This is a genomic window from Citrobacter sp. RHBSTW-01013 (assembly GCF_013781985.1).
GTDB lineage: Bacteria > Pseudomonadota > Gammaproteobacteria > Enterobacterales > Enterobacteriaceae > Citrobacter > Citrobacter braakii.
Genome location: NZ_CP056185.1, coordinates 2,067,608 through 2,086,306, shown reverse-complemented (window position 1 = coordinate 2,086,306; position 18,699 = coordinate 2,067,608). Strand labels below are relative to the sequence as shown.

Sequence of the window (18,699 nt, the reverse complement as noted above, 5' to 3'; positions counted from 1 at the left end):
ATATGCTATCTCACGGTAAGGGTTCCGTTCACCTCATGTGCATCGTTTATCTGAAACACCGATTCCTGTGAACGTGTAAAGGGCGTTCTCCGCCACGCCCTTTACAATCCCGGCTCCCGGCGGGAAAATTGCCGCTCCGCGGTCCCCTCCGTTTATTCCTCCAGGCTACCGGGCCGGGCGCGAGGTAGCATCCCTGCAAAACGCGCCCTGAACCCGCATCCCTGCGGGTTCTCCCGGCCTTACGGAAACACGTCGGCAATTTTCAGCCGGACCAGCCCACACCTGACCTCCTGCACTTTTATTGGAATATATCTGAACAGCAAAACAGAGTTAACTGGAAGTCAGTGCGTTGCAGCGATAACCCCGGTCCGGCTGAAAATCGATGAGGCGTTGACGGCTGACCGGGTCTGCCCGCAGGGATGCGGGCAGAGGGGACGGCCTGCAAGGACGCAGGCCCGGCCCCGACCCGACAGGCAGACGGCATAAGACGAATGAATCGCGCAGCGACGATTTTCCCGCCGGGAGCCAGGGATGCAAGGGAGGCGGCGGTGAGCCTCCCTTGCGCGTTCACAGGTATAACGTTATCAGAGAAGCAACGCACATAAGGTGAACGGAAACTGATTCAGAGCAAAACATTTCCATACAGGCTTAACTGAACGGTATTGCACCATGGGGCGAAGTTCAGCGTGGCCGAAAACTATGCTTCCTTACCATCCGGAAGCACAATGTTACTGGCGGCAAGCTGCCCCATGTTGTTGTACATTGCACAGGCGGCTTCAACAATCGGCATCGCCAGCGCGGCCCCGCTGCCTTCGCCCAAACGCATCCCCATATTGAGATACGGCTCCAGTTCAAGATGCGCCAGCGCGGTGCGAGCCCCCTTCTCGGCGGAGAAATGTGACGGGATCAGGTAAGGTTTAATCTGCGGCGCAATCTGGCAGGCTGCCAGCGCAGCGGAATAAGAGAGAAAACCGTCCAGCACGACCGGCAGGCCGCAGGAGGCCGCCCCCAACATCACCCCCGCCATGCCGACCAGATCAAACCCGCCTACCTTAGCCAGCACATCGATACCGTCATTGCGATCCGGTTGATTGACAGCGATTGCTCGCCGCACTACATCGACTTTATTGCCTACTCTTGAAAGCGGCAGGTTAGCGCCGATACCCACCACATCCTCGGCATCGCTGCCGGTCAGCACGCTGACGATTGCCGCCGCTGGTGTCGTATTTGCCATACCAAGTTCACCGACGCCAAACAGCGTTACGCCATCTTTGGCCAGCTCATGGGTATAGCGAATAACCTCCAGCAGCAGCTCCTCGGCCTGCGAACGACTCATCGCCGGGCCTTGTGCAATATTGCCGCAGCCGCGCGCCACACGCATATTCACCACGCCAGGGATAAGCTCAGCATCGATGCCGACATCAATCACATGTACCTTTGCCCCCGCCTGAGCGGCCAGCACACAAACGCCTGTCGTGCCACGCGTCATATTAGCAGCCTGAATAGCCGTGACGATTTTAGGCGAAACAGCAACCCCTTCATCCCATACACCGTGATCGGCGCACATCACCAGCATCGCTTTGCCATTCACATGCGGTACGCCCTTCAGACCCGGCATTCCGGCCAGTTGCACGGCGAGCGACTCAAGCCGACCAAGACTTCCTGGCGGTTTAAGCAAGCCATCGACATGCTGCTGTGCACGCAGCATCGCAGCACTATCAGGTGAAGGGATTGCGTGGAGTAAAGAGGTTAAAGTCTGCATAAGGGTTCCAGTATGTTGGCTGACTCAGAGCAGAGCCAGCAGGAAAATCAACTCGCCAAGTTCAATGGCCGCGCCCAACGTATCGCCGGTCTGCCCACCCAACGTGCGTTTTAATAACTGCCCAAGAATAAAAATCGCAACTATCGTAACAACCAGCGCCGCCACGCCGCGCATGCCCGGAAGAAGCACGGCAGCCAGGATCGCCGCAAATCCCAACGTGACGCAGGTTTGACGCCCGGTGACTTTACCGATAAAGACGTTGCCCAGCCCTTCTTCGCGGGCGTAGCGATGTCGATACATCAGCAAAACAGCGGTACCCCGCCCGGCGACACAAGCGGCTGCAAGTGCCGCCAGCATCGGCGTGCCCCGCAAAGCCAGTTCGCTCACCACCAGCACTTTTGCCAGCAACACGAAAATTAACGCCAGTCCACCGTGAGTCCCCAGGCGGCTGTCACGCATGATTTCCAGCATCCGCTCGCGTCGACGCGCCGAAAAAATACCGTCACAGGTATCCGCCAGACCGTCGAGATGAAATCCCCCGGTTAATAACGCCAGCGTGAGGACTGCAAACAGGGCCGCCAACGGCACCCCACACCAGGGCTGCAGCGCCATAAACACCAGCCCCGTCAGCCCTCCCAGCACCACGCCAATTAGCGGGAACATCACAATGCCACGTGAATAGTGCTCGAAATCCAGTCCTTGCGACCAGCGAGCAGGAACGGGCAAGCGACTAATAAAAGAGAGCATTGCCCAGAACAACTTACTCATTTAATTTTGACTCCAATTCCTGATACCACCAGCCAGACCTCATCAGCCGCCGCCGCCAGTCGCTGGTTCACGCGTCCTGCAATATCGCGAAAATGCCGTGCCAGACGGTTCTCCGGAACAATCCCCATTCCGACTTCGTTAGTGACCAGCACAACCCTGGCCGGACAGCGCTGACAGGCCGCAATCAGCGAACGAATTTCATCCTCAATAGTTTGCTCCATCGCCGCGTAATCCCAGCTATCCGGGTCGCTATCACCGCCCAGCGCAAACAGCAGGTTAGTCACCATCGTGGTGATGCACTCCAGCAGAATGGCTTCTTGTGGATCGTTTGCTGCCGTAATCAGTTCATCGAGATGTTGCCAGCGTTCGGCTGTCCGCCAGTGCGCAGGACGTCCGTCACGATGATGCTGAATTCGCGCAGCCATCTCCTCATCAAAAATCTGCGAAGTCGCGATATACAAAACGTTTGGAGAATCTGCGATCAGCGCTTCCGCATGCCGACTCTTGCCGCTTCGCGCGCCGCCAGTCACCAGAATCATCATACTGGCTCCCGGTGTTGCTGCATGATGGTATAAATTTTCTCAATATCGATGTGTTGCCGCATCGCATCCGCCAGCAGATCAAACTGCTGCGATTTATATTGCGCGTAATGGAAGGTGGAATCCAGCGGCGCTAACCCTTTACGTTCTCGCAGGCCATTAACCAGCGCACGGGTAAATTCATCGCTGTCGAACAGACCGTGAAGATAGGTGCCGAACGCCAGGCCATCGGCAGTGACCGCGCCATCAGCCACGTTGCCGCCGCCTTTACGCAGCGTCATCACCGACCGGCATTCCTCGGTTAATGCCGTTTCGCCCATATGAATTTCATAACCGCGAACGGATAATCCCGCGGTACCCGCCAGCCAGTCCGGCAGCGAGGAGGACATTTGTCCCTCAACCAGGGTCGTGGTTTTGTGCTGGGCAAAATGCGTTACGGTATTGAGCAAGCCCAGACCCGGCAACGTACCGAGTCCTGACTCAACTTCATCAATGATGGTTTCGCCGAGCATTTGATAGCCACCGCAAATCCCCACCACGGGTACGTGATTACGATGTAATTGCACCACGCCATGCGCCATCCCGCTTTCACGCAGCCACACCAGATCGCCCAGGGTGTTTTTGCTGCCCGGAAGAATCACCAGATCGGCCCCCGCCAACTCTTCAGGCTGGCGAACATAGCGCACGCGCACATCCGGCTGTGCGGCAAGCGCATTGAAATCAGTAAAGTTAGAAATGTGTGGTATCTGAACAACGGCGATATCGATGTCGCGTTTGTCTGTGCGCAAATATTTGCCCTTTTGCAGCGCAACGCCATCTTCATCTTCCAGATCAACGTCCAGCCATGGCATGACGCCCAGGACCGGAACGCCGGTCAGCGCTTCAATTTGCTCAATCCCGGAATACAGCAACGCCACATCACCGCGAAACTTATTGATGATCACCCCTTTTACCCTGGCGCGTTCATGGTCGTGCAGTAGCGCCAGCGTGCCGTAAATGGAGGCGAACACCCCGCCGCGGTCGATATCCGCCACCAGAACGACAGGGCACTGCGCCATTTCTGCCATCCCCATATTGACGATATCGCGATCGCGCAGGTTAATCTCAGCCGGGCTTCCCGCCCCTTCCAGTACCAGCACATCGAATTCCTGCGCGAGACTGTTATAAACAGACAGGATTTGATCCCGTAGTTTCGGTTTGTACTCGTGGTAGCTCACCGCATCCATATCGGTTGCCACTTTGCCCATCAGTACAACCTGCGCTTTACGATCGCTGGTCGGCTTAAGCAGCACCGGATTCATACGCACATCTGGCGTAATACCGGCGGCCTCAGCCTGAAAAATTTGCGCGCGGCCCATCTCTTTGCCCTCTGGCGTAATGCCAGAGTTCAGCGCCATGTTCTGCGATTTGAACGGTGCGGTACGCAGTCCATCCTGATAAAAAATTCGACACAGACCGGCGACCAACACGCTTTTACCTACATCAGATGCCGTTCCCTGCAACATTATTGCCTGCGTCATGACGCCTCCTTCAGTGCGTTCTCTCGCATACAGCTAAAAAATTCAGCCTCTGTTTTACACAGCGGGAAACCCAGCTCGGTATGCAGCTTCACCAGCCAGGGCTGAGTTAATCCCGCTTGTTCAATAAGATCCGTCCGGGCAAACACATCACCCGGCGAGCCGTGTGTTAGCACTTCCCCCCGGCGTAAAACGTACACTGCATCGCTGACTTCATAGATAAGATCGATATCATGGCTGGAGATAACCACGTGGTTTCCTTGCGCTACGATGCGTTTGATTATCTCAATCATCTGCGTGCGACCTGATGGGTCAAGGCCCGCAGTAGGTTCATCCAGTAGCAAATACTGCGCCTGCAACACCAACGCCCCGGCAATCGCCACACGTTTTTTTTGCCCGTGACTTAAACACTGAATTGGCTGATGGCGAAAATGCTGGGCATCGACCAGCGTGAGCGCATCATCCACCCGGCGGGAGATTTCAGTCTCATCCACCCCAAGGTTGCGCAGGCTGAAGGCAATATCGCTGTCGATATCGGTATAAAAAATTTGCTGATCGGGATCCTGAAATACGGTTGCCACCTGCTGACGCAGCGCCAGCAGGCCGCGCTTGCTGTAATCCAGCGGTTTGCCTTGCCACATCACCGCGCCTTCCTGCGGGCGCAGTAAACCACTCAGGTTCATAAACAGCGTGGATTTCCCGCAGCCATTAGCACCTACCAGCCCGGTGACGGCATGCGTTGAAAAGTCCAGCGTTAGCCCTTTGAGGATTGGGTCATCCTGATAGCGAAACCAAAGCGCTGAAGTGGCAAGCATACTTTTCCTTACAGGTGAAAATCACCCTGATACAGTTTGATATCCAGTGTGGTGGTCATTTGCTGGTAGCGGATCAACACGCGGGTAAACAGCAATCCCACCAGCATCGCCAGCGAGCGATAGCCCAACGGCAAGCTACGATAACCAAAACGTAGCGTTTGTGCGCGATGAATAGCCAGCGCCTCGTCTAACAGGATAAAAATAAAGCGCCAGGTTAGCAGGATCTGCTCAGTGAGCAGGCGAGGAACGTGCGCGCGTTTGAGTAAGATAATTAATTGCGGAAACGGCAGATTCAGGACCAGCCAGAACGTCGCCGCCAGCGCAGCCAGGCTGCGCCAGAAGGTTTCATTGGCGGTGACAAGCCCTGGCGCGCTAACGCCTAACCAATAGCTTCCAACGGGGATGCTGGCCAGCAGCGTCTGCGGATCGCGGCTAAAACTAAACAGAATGGTCACGACGCCGACCGTCAGAAAACCAAACGGTAATGCCATCCAGCGACACCAGCGCCAGAAGGAAATGCGCAGCAGCCAGCAGCTCAGCGCGGCAATCAGTAACAGCTCAATACCCTGCCCCAACGGGGGCAGAGTAAACGCCAGAATCATCATCATCAGCCAGAGCAGAAATTTCCGCACGGGTGAGACATGAAACCAGCGGCTTTGATAGCTAAGCCTGTCAAGCCCGGTCATCACGGCGTTGCCTGCCCTTGGTGTAACCCAGAATGTAGAAAATCACGGCTGCGCCCAGCGATCCCTGGAGCGTAAACAGCAGGCTTTCAATCTCACCGCTTGCCGGTTCATACAAGGGCTGGAACCACGGCTCATAATGTGGGGCAATTGCCTGAATCTGACTCTCCGCCTCACCGTCTGAGCCGCCGTACTCTCCACCATGGTTGATAAAGAACGGCAGGATCACCAGCGCCACTACCATCCCTAACAAAATCAGCGTCTTTTTCATCGTTAATGTCCTTGAGCGGTAATCAACTGCCGTTTGGTTAACTGGTCATAAATCATTACGGTGAGCAGACCTTCCGCTATCGCAATTGGGATCTGCGTCAGGCAGAAAATCCCCATGAACTTGATGATTGAACCCGTAGCACCGGCGGATGGGTCCGGGAACGCCACGCCCAGTTGCACCGAGGTCACGAAATAGGTGACGAGATCCGCCAGCATCGCGCACAGGAAGACGCAAACATCACGACGCAACCCCGCACGGCAGGCCATTTTCCATACCATGTAACCCACTACCGGGCCAATCACCGCCATCGACATTCCGTTAGCGCCAAGCGTTGTCAAACCACCGTGCGCCAGTAACAGTGCCTGGAACAGCAGGACGATTGCCCCAAGGATTGCCACCACGCCCGGTCCAAACAGGATAACCGCCAGGCCTACCCCGGTAGGGTGCGAACAACTTCCGGTAACAGAAGGAATTTTCAGCGCCGACAGCACAAAAATAAACGCGCCGCACAGAGCCAGTAACACTTTTTGGTGACTATCTTCCTGCACGATTTGGCGCAGCCGCACCAGCCCGTACCACAGGCACGGCAAAAACAGCAGCCACCAGGCCAGCGCCCACATCGGCGGCAAGAAACCTTCCATTATGTGCATGGCGAACGCTTGTTCAGGAACAACCATCAGTAATAGCGCCGCAGCCAACCCGCTGAAAGACAGTTGTTTTAGCTGTTGTTCAAGCTTCATTGTGCATACTCCCACTGTTTATTGACCAGAATGGTCGAGAAATAAGGCAGCGGCTGATCGTCGCTCACCTCATCGAGATGACGCCAGCACTGTTCACCCGGCAGCGTGGCTTCAGACATCATCAATGCACAGCCCAACAAACCCTCTTGTTGCAGCAGCGCTTTGATGCGCGCAAAACGACCGTATACCTTCATCAGCACCAGACTGTCATGCTGCTTTAACGCCTGCTGGATTTCCGCTTCCGGCGCGGTACAGGAGACCACGGCCAGTGACTGTTGCTCCATGGCGAGCGGCGTTTTTGACCGCGCGGCAATCGCAGCGAAAGAGGTCACGCCCGGGACGATTTCTAACCAGTCAGGACAGCCAATACGCTGGAGTAAAAAAACCCAGGTGCTGAACAGCATGGCGTCGCCAAGTGTAATAAAGCCCACCTGCTTACCCGCTTCGACTTCCTGAACCAGCGCGGCCGCAACGTCATCCCATACTGCCTCTTTTTCGGCGCTGTCAGCACTCATAGGAAAATGGCAGCAGCGAACTTCGGTCTGCTCGCCGATATATTCACGTACGATCGACAGCGCCAGACTGTCGCCACCTTTACGCCCAGCGGGCGCATAGAGAATATCCAGCGTACCCAGCGTGCGTGCGGCCCGCACGGTGATAAGATCGGAAGCGCCTGGCCCGGTGCTTAATGCGTACAGTTTTCCGCTCATGCTGCTTCCTCCAGCGCCACATTAAGCGCCTGTTGTAAATGCGCCACGAACATAGCGCGAACCGCCGGATTCTCACCCAGACCACTGAGCCACGGCGTAGCCGGTATCCCGGCCGCATTGAACAATGTTTTCCAGGAATCCTCTTCGTCAGAGGCCATATCATTGATGGCATGATCGCCAGCAACTAACATCAGCGGCATCAGATGCACCGCCGTCACCCCTTCCTGAGACAAACTTTCAATCAGCACATCGACTTCCGGGTAGCTTTCCACCGCCCCAACCCGCGCCGGGTAGCGCTGTGCCGTCATCATATGGTCGAGGCAGGCATAGGCGGCAAAGGCATGATGGCTGGCACCGTGTCCCATAAACACCACTTTTTCATTTTCGCCAAGCACCGGCATTTGCTGTTGCAGCGCCAGCATCAGCTGGGCGTAATCGTCATGGCTGCTCAGCAGCGGAACACCCAGCGTCAGGCGAGAAAAAAGCGGGCGCATGCTTTGCACTTCGCGGACAATTTTTTCGTATTCATCACCGTTGATAATGTGCAACGACTGAATAGCCACGTCCTGATACCCCTGCTCCGCCAGCTTTTGCAGCGCCTGCAGCGGCGTGTCGATCTCAATGCCGTCGCGCTGCTTGAGCTTGCGGATAATCATCCCGGAGGTAAACGCCCGAAACAGGTCGCGGTCAGGGCAACTGGCTGCGAGATCGCGCTCGCAAGCCACAATATTTTTCTCACAGGTGTCGTGATAGCTGGTGCCAAAGCTGACCACCAGAAGCGCCTTTTTCATCTCTAACTCCTTAAGCAGCGGCCAGCCAGCGCGTTAAACGCGCCCCAAAGGCGGCCTGACTTTCCAGTAACTCTTCTCCCGTCACCAACGGTGCCGGACGTGTAATCACGATGCAGGGGATACCAGCATCCAGACAGGGTTGAACTTTTTCCTGATAACCACCTTCCGCACCGGATGCCTTAGTGATCACCACATCAGCCTGACACTGGCGATAAAACGCAGCGTTGAACTCGGCGCTAAACGGCCCGCACAATGCAAAAATCTCACCGACGCCAAATCCCAGGTCCGCGCATTGCTGAATAACCTCGGGTACAGGCAGGACGCGCGCCAGCAGCGTTTTTTCAGGCAACCCTTCGCGCCAGATAGCCAGATCTTTACTGCCGGTCGTCAGCAGCACGCGGTCACCGAAACGGCGCGCAACCTCGCAGGCTTGCTGAATACTCTGTACGGTATAAAGCTGCGGGTGGGTTAAACCGCTCAACTGCTCAGGACGTTGATAGCGGCTCAGCAGTACCCCCGCCGCTTCGCAGGCGTTCATGATGTTGCGGCTCACCACCTCGGCATACGGATGCGAGGCGTCTATCACCCAGCGCGTCTGATTTTCCTGTAGCCAGGCAATCATTTGTTCGCGCTCCAGACGCCCGCAGCGCACCTGACCTTTGATATCTCCCGCCAGTTGCTTCCCCGTTGGGGTCGCAACTGACAGGGTGTAGGCCACATTGGCTGCGTCCAGTTGCTGGCACAGCATGCGCGCATCGCTGGTACCGCCCATGACCAACACATCACCGTAATTCACAGCACATAACCTCGTGGCGTGATCATCAGGCCGTCCTGAACATAGGTTGTTTTGTTGCCAACGATCACAAGGCTGGTCATATCAACCGGTTCAAAGTCCATTTCACCCAGGGTGGTCAACCATTTTTCCTGTTTTTTACGTCCGGCTGACTTCACAATACCCACCGGCGTTTGCGCGCTCTTGCTGGCAGAAAGCAGCTCAAATGCGCGCGCCAGATGACCTTCGCGACCCCGACTGCGCGGGTTGTAGAAACAGATTACAAAGTCTGCTTCGCCGGCAGCCACTATGCGTTTTTCGATAACTGGCCACGGTGTTAACAGATCGCTCAAGCTGATGTGGCAGAAGTCGTGCATCAACGGCGCACCCAGCAAAGAGGCGGCGGCAATGCTGGCCGTCATTCCTGGGATCAGCCTGACCTCAACGTCCAGCTTTTGCTTGCTGACAAGCTCAAGCACCAGCCCGGCCATACCGTAAATCCCTGCATCACCGCTGCTGATCAGCGCCACATTGTGACCTGCCTGCGCCAGTTCGATCGCCGCCTGGCAGCGTTCAATCTCTTTGCACATCCCGGTTTTGATCACCTGCTTGTCGCCAGTGAACGCTTTTACCAGGTGGGTGTAGGTTTTATAGCCAACGATGATTTCCGCTGCCTGCAATGCTTCAACGGCTTCCATGGTCATCATTGCCTGCGAGCCAGGGCCAATTCCAATTACGCTTAACATCAGTGTGAAACTCCCAAAGTGATAGTGACGCCCTGTTCTCGCAGGGTCTCGCCTAACAGTTTTCCGTGGCTCAGCAGCCAGGCTGCAGGACCGGAAACGCTTCCTGTACCCACCGTTTTGCGAACAAACGATGAGGCCGGAAAACGGTGTTCATGCTCACGCAGCGCGTCAGCAGTAAAGGTTTCGAAAGGAACGCGACAGCACGAAGCCAGTTGGATAAGTCCCTGTTCATCTTTTTTCAGCGTGATACTGCCAATCGCTTTAAGCGCCAGCGGATCGAGCTGCTGGGCTTCGAGTTGCCTGGCAAGCAGCGCGGCCAGCAACGGGAACGGCGTGTCACGACGACAACCAATTCCGGCCACAACACGTTGTGGCACCAGCTTCCAGTGAGGAACAGGCAGATCGGGCAAATTGGTGCGTAAGGTGATACACACCAGCGCATCCAGTTCAGGAAGCTGATTGAGATCGGTTACCGTGATAAATCCGCGCCGGTCGCAATGACTGACATCCTGCGTCAGTTCATCATCCCACCACAGCCCTACCCGCTTATTACTGACCAGCATCTGATTAACGATCTTCACCGCCGAACGGAAATCACTCATCCGGGCATTCAGTTGAAATGCCAGCGTATCCAGTGCCGCCATATCGTTGACATCCGTCGCAGTGGTGATCACCGGATCGGCGCCCAACATGCCCGCCAGATACCGCGCCAGCGCATTGGCACCGCCCGCGTGACCGGAGAGCAGGCTGATGACATGCTGGGCGCGTTCATCAATGACCACCACCGCCGGATCGCAAAATTTGTCGTTAACCAGCGGGGCCAGCACGCGCACCGCAATGCCGGTCGCACCGATAAAAATCAGCGCCGAGTAATTCGCAAACGCTTCGCGGGCGGTATTCGCAAAGCCGTTTTCGAAAGGAATGAATCCCTCCTCCAGCAGCTTTTCACTGGTAAAACAGGTGACCGGCAGCATGGCCGCCAGACGTTTTGCCAGCGTAACGCCTCCCGGGGTCAGGCAAAAAAGCGCAATTGACTCAGGCTTTACGGTATTCATGGCTAAAGTCCGCCGCATAGAGTTTGGAGTAGTGATACTCCGAGCCCAGGAAATTACCGACCAGAATAAGGGCCGTTTTACGGATGCCCGCATCACGAACCTTGTCGCCAATATCCGCCAGGGTACCGCGCACAGTCTGGCTTTCCGGCCAGGTTGCCTTGTAGATCACCGCCACGGGCGTGGTCGCCGGATAACCGCCTTCAATCAAACGCTCGGCCACACGATGAATACGCTGAACGGACAGATAAATCGCCATAGATGTCTGGTGACTGGCAAATGACTCCAGCTGTTCGCGCTCCGGCACCGGCGTGCGTCCTTCCAGGCGGGTAATGATCAGGCTCTGTGAGACCTCAGGCACGGTATACTCAACGCCCAACTCCGCCGCCGCACCAAGGAATGCGCTGACACCCGGCACCACCTGCCAGTCAATCCCGCGTTTGGTCAGTTCCTCGCCCTGCTCGCGCACGGAACCGTACAGCGAAACATCGCCGGTTTGCAGACGCACCACGGTCTTACCCGCTTTCACTCCGGCTTCCATCAGATCAAGGATCTGCTCCAGATGCAGTTCAGCGCTGTCGTGGCATTCAGCACCAGCAGGACAATATTCCAGCAGTTCGATGTTAATCAGCGATCCGGCGTAGATAACAACCTGCGCCTGCTGTAGCAACCGGTAACCTTTGAGGGTAATCAGCTCGCGATCGCCAGGACCTGCGCCAACAAACCACACGCTACGGGGATCAAAAATCTCAGACATGGTTTCCTTCCTTCTGACAGGCGATAACAAATACGGGGTTATTCGGTTTGAAATAGTGACCACTGCCAAGCGTGGTAAGCGAGGAAACCTGTAGCTGCAGGCAATCCACTCCCGGTACGCCAAGATGGTCCAGATGTGCCAGCGCGGTGTTGAGGTTTTCCTGGAGGATGAATGTCATCACCAGCCGCCCTGCGGGATGCAATTGACGCATTGACCAGTCAATCAGTTCAGTCAAATGGCCACCGCTGCCGCCCATGAAAATGGCATCGGCTTTTTCAGCGATGGTCATCGGCGCAACACCGGGAAAAATGTCGATGTTTGCACAGGCAAAATGCTGGCGGTTTTCATCCAGCAACCTGAGCGCCGCCGGGTTACGCTCGATTGCCGTCACGCGCAATCCAGGGTATTGCAGCGCGGCTTCTATCGACACGCTGCCGGTTCCCGCGCCAATATCAATCAGGTGACTGGCGCGGTGTAATTCAAGTTTTGAGAGGGCAAGTGCACGTACCGCTTCTTTGGTCATCGGCACTTTCTCTCCACGTAAAAACAGCTCATCTTTCATCAAGGATCACCACTGCATTCATGTCATAGTCGGCGTTAACTTCGCTCACAGGCAGGAAATGGATCCGTTCGTTTTCCATTGCCAGGTTTTCGCCAATCACCATCCAGCGATGTCCCTTGCCTCGTGCAATGAGCTGCTGCGCAATTTCACGCGGGCCACACTGCGCATCTGTCACCATCGCCACCTTGTTATGTCGCGCCAGTTCATCGAAACAGACGCTGCGACCATGGCTACTGGTCAGCCACATATCGTTCATATCAATACCGGACTGCGCACACAGGTACTGCACCGCGCTAATACCGGGGATAATGCGCACATTTTCAATACCGAAATGCGCCACCATGCGCGTCCCGATGCCGTAAAACAGCGGATCGCCAGATGCCAGCACCACAACGCGTTGCTCCTGGTGCGCGCAAATCCAGTTCAAAAGTTCGAGAATATTGACGCCGAGAACAAACTGTTCACCGGTAAAATCCGGGAATTGCTGCAAATGCCGCTTTCCACCGACCAGAACATCAGCCGTTGCGACCGCTTCACGCGCCGCAGGCGTCATCAAATGCAAACCGGCTGGTCCCATCCCTACAACGGTTAACATTGCATCTCCTCAGCAATCTCTGCGACCGGGCGATTACTTCCAAGCACCTGATTATCAAAAGAGAACATGATGGCGTCACAGGTCGGGGGATTTTTGGTAAAGCGCAACGTTTGCAGGACGCGCATACAGATGCGCTTAGCCAGATGGTTGTAAATGTGCTGAAAACCGTATGCTTCTATGTGTTCCATCGCCGCCTCGGTGGTATCGCAGTCGCTGACCAGCGTGAGCAGTTCCAGCGGCGCACCCAGTAACGCGAGGTGGGCCACCAGCGTTTCCATGCGAGCATCGGCAATATGGCTGTGGGTATGAAAGATCCCCGCCGCAATTTTGACGAGCTTACCAGGGTGTCCCACCAGCACAATTTGTCGGAACCCCAGACGGACGGCTTCTTCAATCATGTAGCCGACAAAATTGCTCATAGTGACCACAACCTGGGTGTCGATCCCCATCTGCTCACGCACAAAACGTTCGCCGTGGTTTCCTGGCACCAGTACGACACGCTCCAGCCCCGCCGCTCGCTTAATTTCCAGTTCCAGCGACAGTGAACGTTTCCAGCTTTCTTCTGACATCGGCGTGACGATCCCAGTCGTACCAATGATCGAAATGCCGCCCAGAATGCCAAGGCGGGAGTTGTAGGTTTTTTGTGCCCGCTCTTCGCCTTCCGGCGCGAAAATTTCAATTTGCGCCCCACGATTCGGACCAATCGCCTCACGAACCGCAGACTCAATGGTCTGGCGAGGTGTGCGATTAATCGCCGAACTGCCCACCGGCAGGCCGATCCCTTTGCGGGTTACCGTGCCGACGCCTTCCCCGCCCTGAAGGGTTATCTCTTTGCTATCGTTTAACGTCACGCGGGCAAAAATCAGCATGCCGTGAGTGGCATCCACATCATCGCCACCGTCTTTGCGGATGGCGGCTATCGCCTGCTGTCCTTCGATATGCGGTGACTCTACGTTCAGACACAGCGTCACACCTGATGGCGTCACGATAGAAACCTGATGGATCAGGTGCTGACGCAATACCATCAGCGCCGCCACTTTTGCCGCCGCCGTCGCGCACGATCCCGTGGTATATCCTTTACGCAGCGCTTTACCGTTGTGCCACACAGGCGTATCGAAGGACTCGCTCATCGCGCCCCCTGCATGTGATAAAGCATGGCGTTGACGATCGCGGCGGCGACGTTACTTCCCCCTTTACGACCTAACGCAGCAATGGCGGGCAGATTGCTTTGGGTCAGTGCATCTTTCGACTCTTCTGCACCGACGAACCCAACCGGTACGCCAACTACGCCACTCACGGCCACATCATGCTCAAGCAGGCGGAACAGCGCTGTCGGCGCGTTGCCAAACACAAACAGCTTTTCACCCTCTTCCTTCACCGCAATGTCAACGGCCGCCATTGACCGGGTAATGCCCTGCTCTTTTGCCGTCCGCACGACCCGCGGGTCGCTGATGTAGCAGCGGCATTCGCCACCGAATTTTGCCAGCAGCGTTTTATTAATCCCGGAAAGGGCCATAGTGGTATCGGTATAAATCACGCTCGAACGGCTAAGCGCCGCACAGAACTGCTCCAGCACATCACTGGAAAACCACAGAATGTCCAGCCAGTCGAAATCCGCTGTCGTGTGAATGACCCGCTTGATAATGGCTTCATGTAACGGGCTGGCAAACTGATAGTCCGGGCGGGTTTCACGGATGATCTCGCCAATAATGTCGAAACTTTTGGCCTCAATCGCCTGGGGTTGCTGGATATATTGCATTGTGTTGTCCTCAGGCCACACCGACCAGCAGCCACCGCAGCGCAATAAACAGCGCCAGTGCCAGCATCGATGCCACCCACATCAATCGAATCGTATGGGAAATGTCGTCTACCGAAATGTCGCGTTGTGCATCACCGATCCACGGTTTCTCAACGCGCTCGCCAAAGTAGTCATTAGGACCACCCAGACGAATTCCTAATGCCCCGGCAACGGACGCTTCTGACCACGCGCAGTTTGGGCTGCTGTGGTTGTAGCGATCGCGCCAGCCAATCTGCAAAGCACGCGTGCCGTCCTGGCGACATAAAAATGCCGCTGCGCCCAGCAGCAGCCAACTTAGTCTCGCGGGAATATAATTTGCGACATCGTCCAGACGAGCGCTGACCATACCGATAGCGCGGTATTTTTCATGTTTGTAGCCCACCATGGAGTCAAGGGTGTTTACCGCTTTGTAGACCATCGCCAGAGGCGCACCGCCGAGGAGCAAGAAGAACAGCGGCGCGATGATGCCATCAACGGTGTTCTCAGCCACGGTTTCCACTACACCGCGGTTGATCTGTTGTGGCTGTAATTGCGAGGTATCGCGTCCCACAATCCATGACAGCTTTTCCCGACTTGCAGCAAGGTTACCGGCACGTAGCGGACGCTCGACATCCTGCGCGGCGTTTGCCAGGCAGCGCCCGGCCAGCACGGTAAAGATCATCCAGACCTCAACCACCCACCCAAGCCAGGGATGAATAGAGTGCGCCAGCGCCAGTACTCCCCAGGACACAACCCAGGTCAGCCCCACCACCACAATCCACATCACCCCGCCACCGATGCGTAGCGCACGGTCGCTATGGCAGTAACGCCGAACAACTCGCTGCACTGCAGAAATCAGATTGCCAATCCAGCGCACTGGATGCGGCCAGTTCTGCGGATCGCCGATGATAAAATCAAGCAGCCAGGCAACACACCACGCGAGGATGGTCATAGTGCGCTCCTCGCGGCTGCCAGCCAGTGGTTAAGCATCTGCGGACGTTGAGCAAAATGAACGTGTAGATAGCTGGCAAAGGTATTTCCCACCTGCCAGCCGCCGGACCAGGCTTGCAGCGTTTTGCCATCGCGCACTTTGCGACAGTTCATCACCGCGGAGGTTTCAGGGGTAAAATCGGAGTAGTGGAATTCATGTCCGCGCAGCACTTCACCTTCTGCAGCTAACAACGTCTGCTGCGCGGCCTGCGCTTCGCAGTAGCCAAATCGGGTCAGACGTTTCCCCATTTTGCTGTGACCGGGAATGATATCCGCCATCAACCAGGTATCACCCTGGCTGTCTTCCAGCGAACTGCCGAGATACATCAGCCCCCCGCACTCGGCATAAATCGCGACACCCTGCTGGTGCGCCGCCCGCAGTTGGTTAAGCATTGCAATATTACGGGCCAACGCCGCAGCATGTAACTCAGGATATCCGCCCCCCAGCCAGATCATCTGACAGTCGGGTAAACAGGTGTCGTGCAACGGGCTAAAACGGACAATCTTAAGCCCCGTGCGCTCCAGTAGCGTAATGTTGTCCGGGTAGTAGAAATTGAACGCTTCGTCATCGGCGATGGCAAGCGTTAGCCCTGCCCCGGCGTCTGCGGCGGGCAGCGCTGGCCATTCACCCGCAGGAAGCGTGTTTAACTGGCTTAATCTCAACAGCGCGTCGATATCAAGGGTTTGCTCCAGCGTCGCGGCAAACGCCTGCCACGGCTGCTGGTTGATAACCGACTCACGCGCGGTAACCAAACCCAGATGACGCTCAGGAAGCGCAACGCCTTCCATACGGGGAACGTAGCCTAAGACGGGTACAGCGCAGTAACGCTCAATCGCCACTTTCAGGAGCTGGTAATGCGTTTCGCTGTTAACCCGGTTAACAATAACGCCGGCAATATTCAGGGTTGGATCAAAATGCTGAAACCCCATTACCGTCGCGGCGATCGAGGTGGAAACGGCTTTGCCATCAACCAGTAGGATAACCGGACAGCCTAACTGTTTGGCCATCGCGGCGGTGCTGCAGTAGTTTGGGTCGGTGCCGTATCCGTCATACAACCCCATAACGCCTTCAATAACGGCGATATCCGCATGTTGCATGTGCTCGCGAAATAAAGCATTCAGGGTGGGGACGGGAAGCATGAAGCTATCAAGATTGCGGGAAGCAGTGCCGCATACCGCGGTATGCCAGCCGGTATCAAGGTAATCGGGGCCTACTTTGCAAGGCTGGACGCGTAAACCGCGTTTTTTCAACAAGCTCAACAAGCCCAGCGTCACCGTGGTTTTACCACAGCCGCTTCCGGTACCTGCAAGAACAAAAGCGTGAAAATTGGCCGCCATACCCTGATCCTGTTCAGGGTGGTAGGGGTGTAAAGATACCCAGTCTCTCGACTGTATGCATCTGAACCACCCACTTCCCACCGAAGTTGTTGGTAGTCACTGACAGGCAGGTCTTCTGGCTTAGCGTCATCCTCACCCGTCCTTCCCAATCTTGCGATCAGTGGTCAATACGGGGTCGTCAGCATCACAGCAGCGGGGGCTGCGGGGGATTCTCACCCCCTTCCCTACCACAAATGTGGCAAACCTGTCAGTTCAAGAGCCTGATTAATTAAGCTCTCTGTTATGAGGTAAATTCACGACCTCATGACAATAATTCAATTTAATATCTTGCCGGGTTCATTCAACCAATTACCTGGCATAAACCCACTTATTCATATGCTCGCATTCTGAATGAAAGTGCCAACAAAGAATAAAGAAAGTCATTCACAGAGACACTGTATCTCATCACAAAAATAAAAACTGGTGCAGTTTATCCCTCTAATACTATTATTTTGTTGCGCTATGACAATTTATTGACTGCTGTCGCTACTTTTCATTTTATAATGACTGGCATAGCGCCCTATATCAAAATTCGGCAATAGCAAAATATTGCCATTTAAGCGGATTCGCCACGTGAAATGACATTTATTTGTTGGCGAAATGCCTGCGGCGTGACCTGATACGTTTGACGAAAAACTTTGCAAAAATAACTGGTTTGCGAAAATCCTAAATTACGCGCAATGCTGGCTATGCTCCAGTCACTGTGCCAAAGCAGCTCTTTTGCACTGGCCATTCGCTGCTGGTTTACCCATGCGTTAAAACCGATACCATGATATTTTTTGAACAATTTGCTGAAATAGTAAGGGCTAAGGTAAACATGAGAGGCGACATCCTCCAGACGCAATTCGTCTGATAGATGCGCATCAATATAACGCAGTGCTTTTTTCATTTTGCTGTCATGAGGATTGGTGCTGCGGTTAGCGCGTACCGGCTCTGACTGCTGCGGGTTATCTTTGATAACCACAAAATTAAGTTGTTTCTTAAGGCAATTTTCTACGATGAGCTTCAGCAGATCCGCTGAGGCGATGACTCGCGAATAGTCCATTTCCGGTACATTACGAAACTCGTTGACCAGTTCGGGATCGGCTTGCCAGCGGTCATCTACATTCAGAATATCAACCAAACCAACATCGTTACTTAAGCGTACCTGGCCACAAAGCACAAACCCTACCAGGTGCCCCGCAATGACCAGCGGAATTGAGAAGTCGGTAAGTCCGGCGTGACAGCGATAGATGCAGGGTTGATCGGATTTAGAGGCTTCCAGCCCTCCACAGCGATCGCTCATACGACAGCGGGTACTGTGCTGAGGATGCTGACGCATCAACTGGCAAAAAGGGGTGAAATTAAAAAGCTCAGAAATTTCATCACCGTGAATATTGACAACCACAACGGCCAGACTGGTGGCCTGCGCAAAATCCTGTGCGATTTTATTAATGAGTTCTGAGTTCAGGGCACTCGCAGAAATCATGATAAAA

At 55.2% G+C, this 18,699-nt stretch carries 21 protein-coding genes and 1 riboswitch; all 21 genes read right to left on the bottom strand.

Annotated elements, in window-relative coordinates:
* Positions 1 to 697: 697 nt before the first annotated feature.
* The 21 genes from cobT to pocR all read right to left on the bottom strand — a co-directional run bounded on the left by cobT (position 698) and on the right by pocR (position 18,692).
* Positions 698 to 1,762 (bottom strand): nicotinate-nucleotide--dimethylbenzimidazole phosphoribosyltransferase, encoded by a 1,065-nt coding sequence (gene cobT / locus HV350_RS10060; RefSeq protein ID WP_016156857.1) that lies wholly within the window; start codon positions 1,760 to 1,762, stop codon positions 698 to 700.
* 24 nt (positions 1,763 to 1,786) lie between these two features.
* Complete coding sequence (gene cobS, locus HV350_RS10055; protein WP_019077089.1) at positions 1,787 to 2,530, bottom strand: adenosylcobinamide-GDP ribazoletransferase; 744 nt, start codon at positions 2,528 to 2,530, stop codon at positions 1,787 to 1,789.
* Positions 2,527 to 3,072 carry a bifunctional adenosylcobinamide kinase/adenosylcobinamide-phosphate guanylyltransferase gene (gene cobU / locus HV350_RS10050; protein WP_181630401.1) on the bottom strand — a complete coding sequence of 182 codons (546 nt, stop codon included), beginning with the start codon at positions 3,070 to 3,072 and terminating at the stop codon, positions 2,527 to 2,529. The genes cobS and cobU overlap by 4 nt, the downstream gene beginning before the upstream one ends.
* Complete coding sequence (locus tag HV350_RS10045) at positions 3,069 to 4,589, bottom strand: cobyric acid synthase (RefSeq protein ID WP_181630399.1); 1,521 nt, start codon at positions 4,587 to 4,589, stop codon at positions 3,069 to 3,071. Before HV350_RS10045 ends, cobU begins: the two co-directional genes overlap by 4 nt.
* Positions 4,586 to 5,401 (bottom strand): energy-coupling factor ABC transporter ATP-binding protein, encoded by an 816-nt coding sequence (locus HV350_RS10040; RefSeq protein WP_016153514.1) that lies wholly within the window; start codon positions 5,399 to 5,401, stop codon positions 4,586 to 4,588. Before HV350_RS10040 ends, HV350_RS10045 begins: the two co-directional genes overlap by 4 nt.
* 8 nt (positions 5,402 to 5,409) lie before the next feature.
* The gene (locus tag HV350_RS10035; RefSeq protein ID WP_016156861.1) at positions 5,410 to 6,087 is read right to left on the bottom strand and encodes an energy-coupling factor ABC transporter transmembrane protein; all 678 of its coding nucleotides are present in this window, start codon (positions 6,085 to 6,087) and stop codon (positions 5,410 to 5,412) included.
* Positions 6,074 to 6,355, bottom strand: a complete 282-nt coding sequence (locus HV350_RS10030) for an energy-coupling factor ABC transporter substrate-binding protein (protein WP_006683999.1) — start codon at positions 6,353 to 6,355, stop codon at positions 6,074 to 6,076. Before HV350_RS10030 ends, HV350_RS10035 begins: the two co-directional genes overlap by 14 nt.
* A gap of 2 nt (positions 6,356 to 6,357) precedes the next feature.
* Positions 6,358 to 7,095 carry a cobalt ECF transporter S component CbiM gene (cbiM, locus tag HV350_RS10025; protein WP_016153516.1) on the bottom strand — a complete coding sequence of 246 codons (738 nt, stop codon included), beginning with the start codon at positions 7,093 to 7,095 and terminating at the stop codon, positions 6,358 to 6,360.
* A complete protein-coding gene (locus HV350_RS10020; protein WP_016156863.1) occupies positions 7,092 to 7,805 on the bottom strand; it encodes a cobalt-factor II C(20)-methyltransferase in 714 nt (237 codons plus the stop codon). The genes cbiM and HV350_RS10020 overlap by 4 nt, the downstream gene beginning before the upstream one ends.
* Positions 7,802 to 8,596 (bottom strand): sirohydrochlorin cobaltochelatase, encoded by a 795-nt coding sequence (locus HV350_RS10015; RefSeq protein WP_046275696.1) that lies wholly within the window; start codon positions 8,594 to 8,596, stop codon positions 7,802 to 7,804. The genes HV350_RS10020 and HV350_RS10015 overlap by 4 nt, the downstream gene beginning before the upstream one ends.
* A gap of 10 nt (positions 8,597 to 8,606) precedes the next feature.
* Positions 8,607 to 9,392 carry a cobalt-precorrin-6A reductase gene (locus HV350_RS10010; RefSeq protein ID WP_047357942.1) on the bottom strand — a complete coding sequence of 262 codons (786 nt, stop codon included), beginning with the start codon at positions 9,390 to 9,392 and terminating at the stop codon, positions 8,607 to 8,609.
* Positions 9,389 to 10,114 (bottom strand): precorrin-3B C(17)-methyltransferase, encoded by a 726-nt coding sequence (locus HV350_RS10005; RefSeq protein WP_003030278.1) that lies wholly within the window; start codon positions 10,112 to 10,114, stop codon positions 9,389 to 9,391. Before HV350_RS10005 ends, HV350_RS10010 begins: the two co-directional genes overlap by 4 nt.
* Positions 10,114 to 11,169: a cobalt-precorrin 5A hydrolase gene (gene cbiG / locus HV350_RS10000; protein ID WP_016153520.1), complete on the bottom strand. Its 1,056-nt coding sequence runs from the start codon at positions 11,167 to 11,169 to the stop codon at positions 10,114 to 10,116. Before cbiG ends, HV350_RS10005 begins: the two co-directional genes overlap by 1 nt.
* Complete coding sequence (locus HV350_RS09995; RefSeq protein ID WP_053389627.1) at positions 11,150 to 11,923, bottom strand: cobalt-precorrin-4 methyltransferase; 774 nt, start codon at positions 11,921 to 11,923, stop codon at positions 11,150 to 11,152. Before HV350_RS09995 ends, cbiG begins: the two co-directional genes overlap by 20 nt.
* On the bottom strand, positions 11,916 to 12,485 hold the full coding sequence (locus HV350_RS09990) for a decarboxylating cobalt-precorrin-6B (C(15))-methyltransferase (protein ID WP_016153521.1): 570 nt from the start codon (positions 12,483 to 12,485) through the stop codon (positions 11,916 to 11,918). Before HV350_RS09990 ends, HV350_RS09995 begins: the two co-directional genes overlap by 8 nt.
* Positions 12,475 to 13,080 carry a cobalt-precorrin-7 (C(5))-methyltransferase gene (locus HV350_RS09985; protein WP_181630397.1) on the bottom strand — a complete coding sequence of 202 codons (606 nt, stop codon included), beginning with the start codon at positions 13,078 to 13,080 and terminating at the stop codon, positions 12,475 to 12,477. The genes HV350_RS09990 and HV350_RS09985 overlap by 11 nt, the downstream gene beginning before the upstream one ends.
* Positions 13,074 to 14,210 (bottom strand): cobalt-precorrin-5B (C(1))-methyltransferase CbiD, encoded by a 1,137-nt coding sequence (gene cbiD / locus HV350_RS09980; protein ID WP_016153523.1) that lies wholly within the window; start codon positions 14,208 to 14,210, stop codon positions 13,074 to 13,076. The genes HV350_RS09985 and cbiD overlap by 7 nt, the downstream gene beginning before the upstream one ends.
* Positions 14,207 to 14,839: a cobalt-precorrin-8 methylmutase gene (locus tag HV350_RS09975; RefSeq protein WP_008785140.1), complete on the bottom strand. Its 633-nt coding sequence runs from the start codon at positions 14,837 to 14,839 to the stop codon at positions 14,207 to 14,209. The genes cbiD and HV350_RS09975 overlap by 4 nt, the downstream gene beginning before the upstream one ends.
* 10 nt (positions 14,840 to 14,849) lie before the next feature.
* Positions 14,850 to 15,809 carry an adenosylcobinamide-phosphate synthase CbiB gene (gene cbiB, locus HV350_RS09970; RefSeq protein ID WP_181630396.1) on the bottom strand — a complete coding sequence of 320 codons (960 nt, stop codon included), beginning with the start codon at positions 15,807 to 15,809 and terminating at the stop codon, positions 14,850 to 14,852.
* Positions 15,806 to 17,185: a cobyrinate a,c-diamide synthase gene (locus tag HV350_RS09965; RefSeq protein WP_181630394.1), complete on the bottom strand. Its 1,380-nt coding sequence runs from the start codon at positions 17,183 to 17,185 to the stop codon at positions 15,806 to 15,808. The genes cbiB and HV350_RS09965 overlap by 4 nt, the downstream gene beginning before the upstream one ends.
* An 87-nt stretch (positions 17,186 to 17,272) precedes the next feature.
* Positions 17,273 to 17,448, bottom strand: a riboswitch (cobalamin riboswitch).
* 332 nt (positions 17,449 to 17,780) lie between these two features.
* Positions 17,781 to 18,692: a regulatory protein PocR gene (pocR, locus tag HV350_RS09960; protein WP_181547954.1), complete on the bottom strand. Its 912-nt coding sequence runs from the start codon at positions 18,690 to 18,692 to the stop codon at positions 17,781 to 17,783.
* Positions 18,693 to 18,699: the final 7 nt, after the last annotated feature.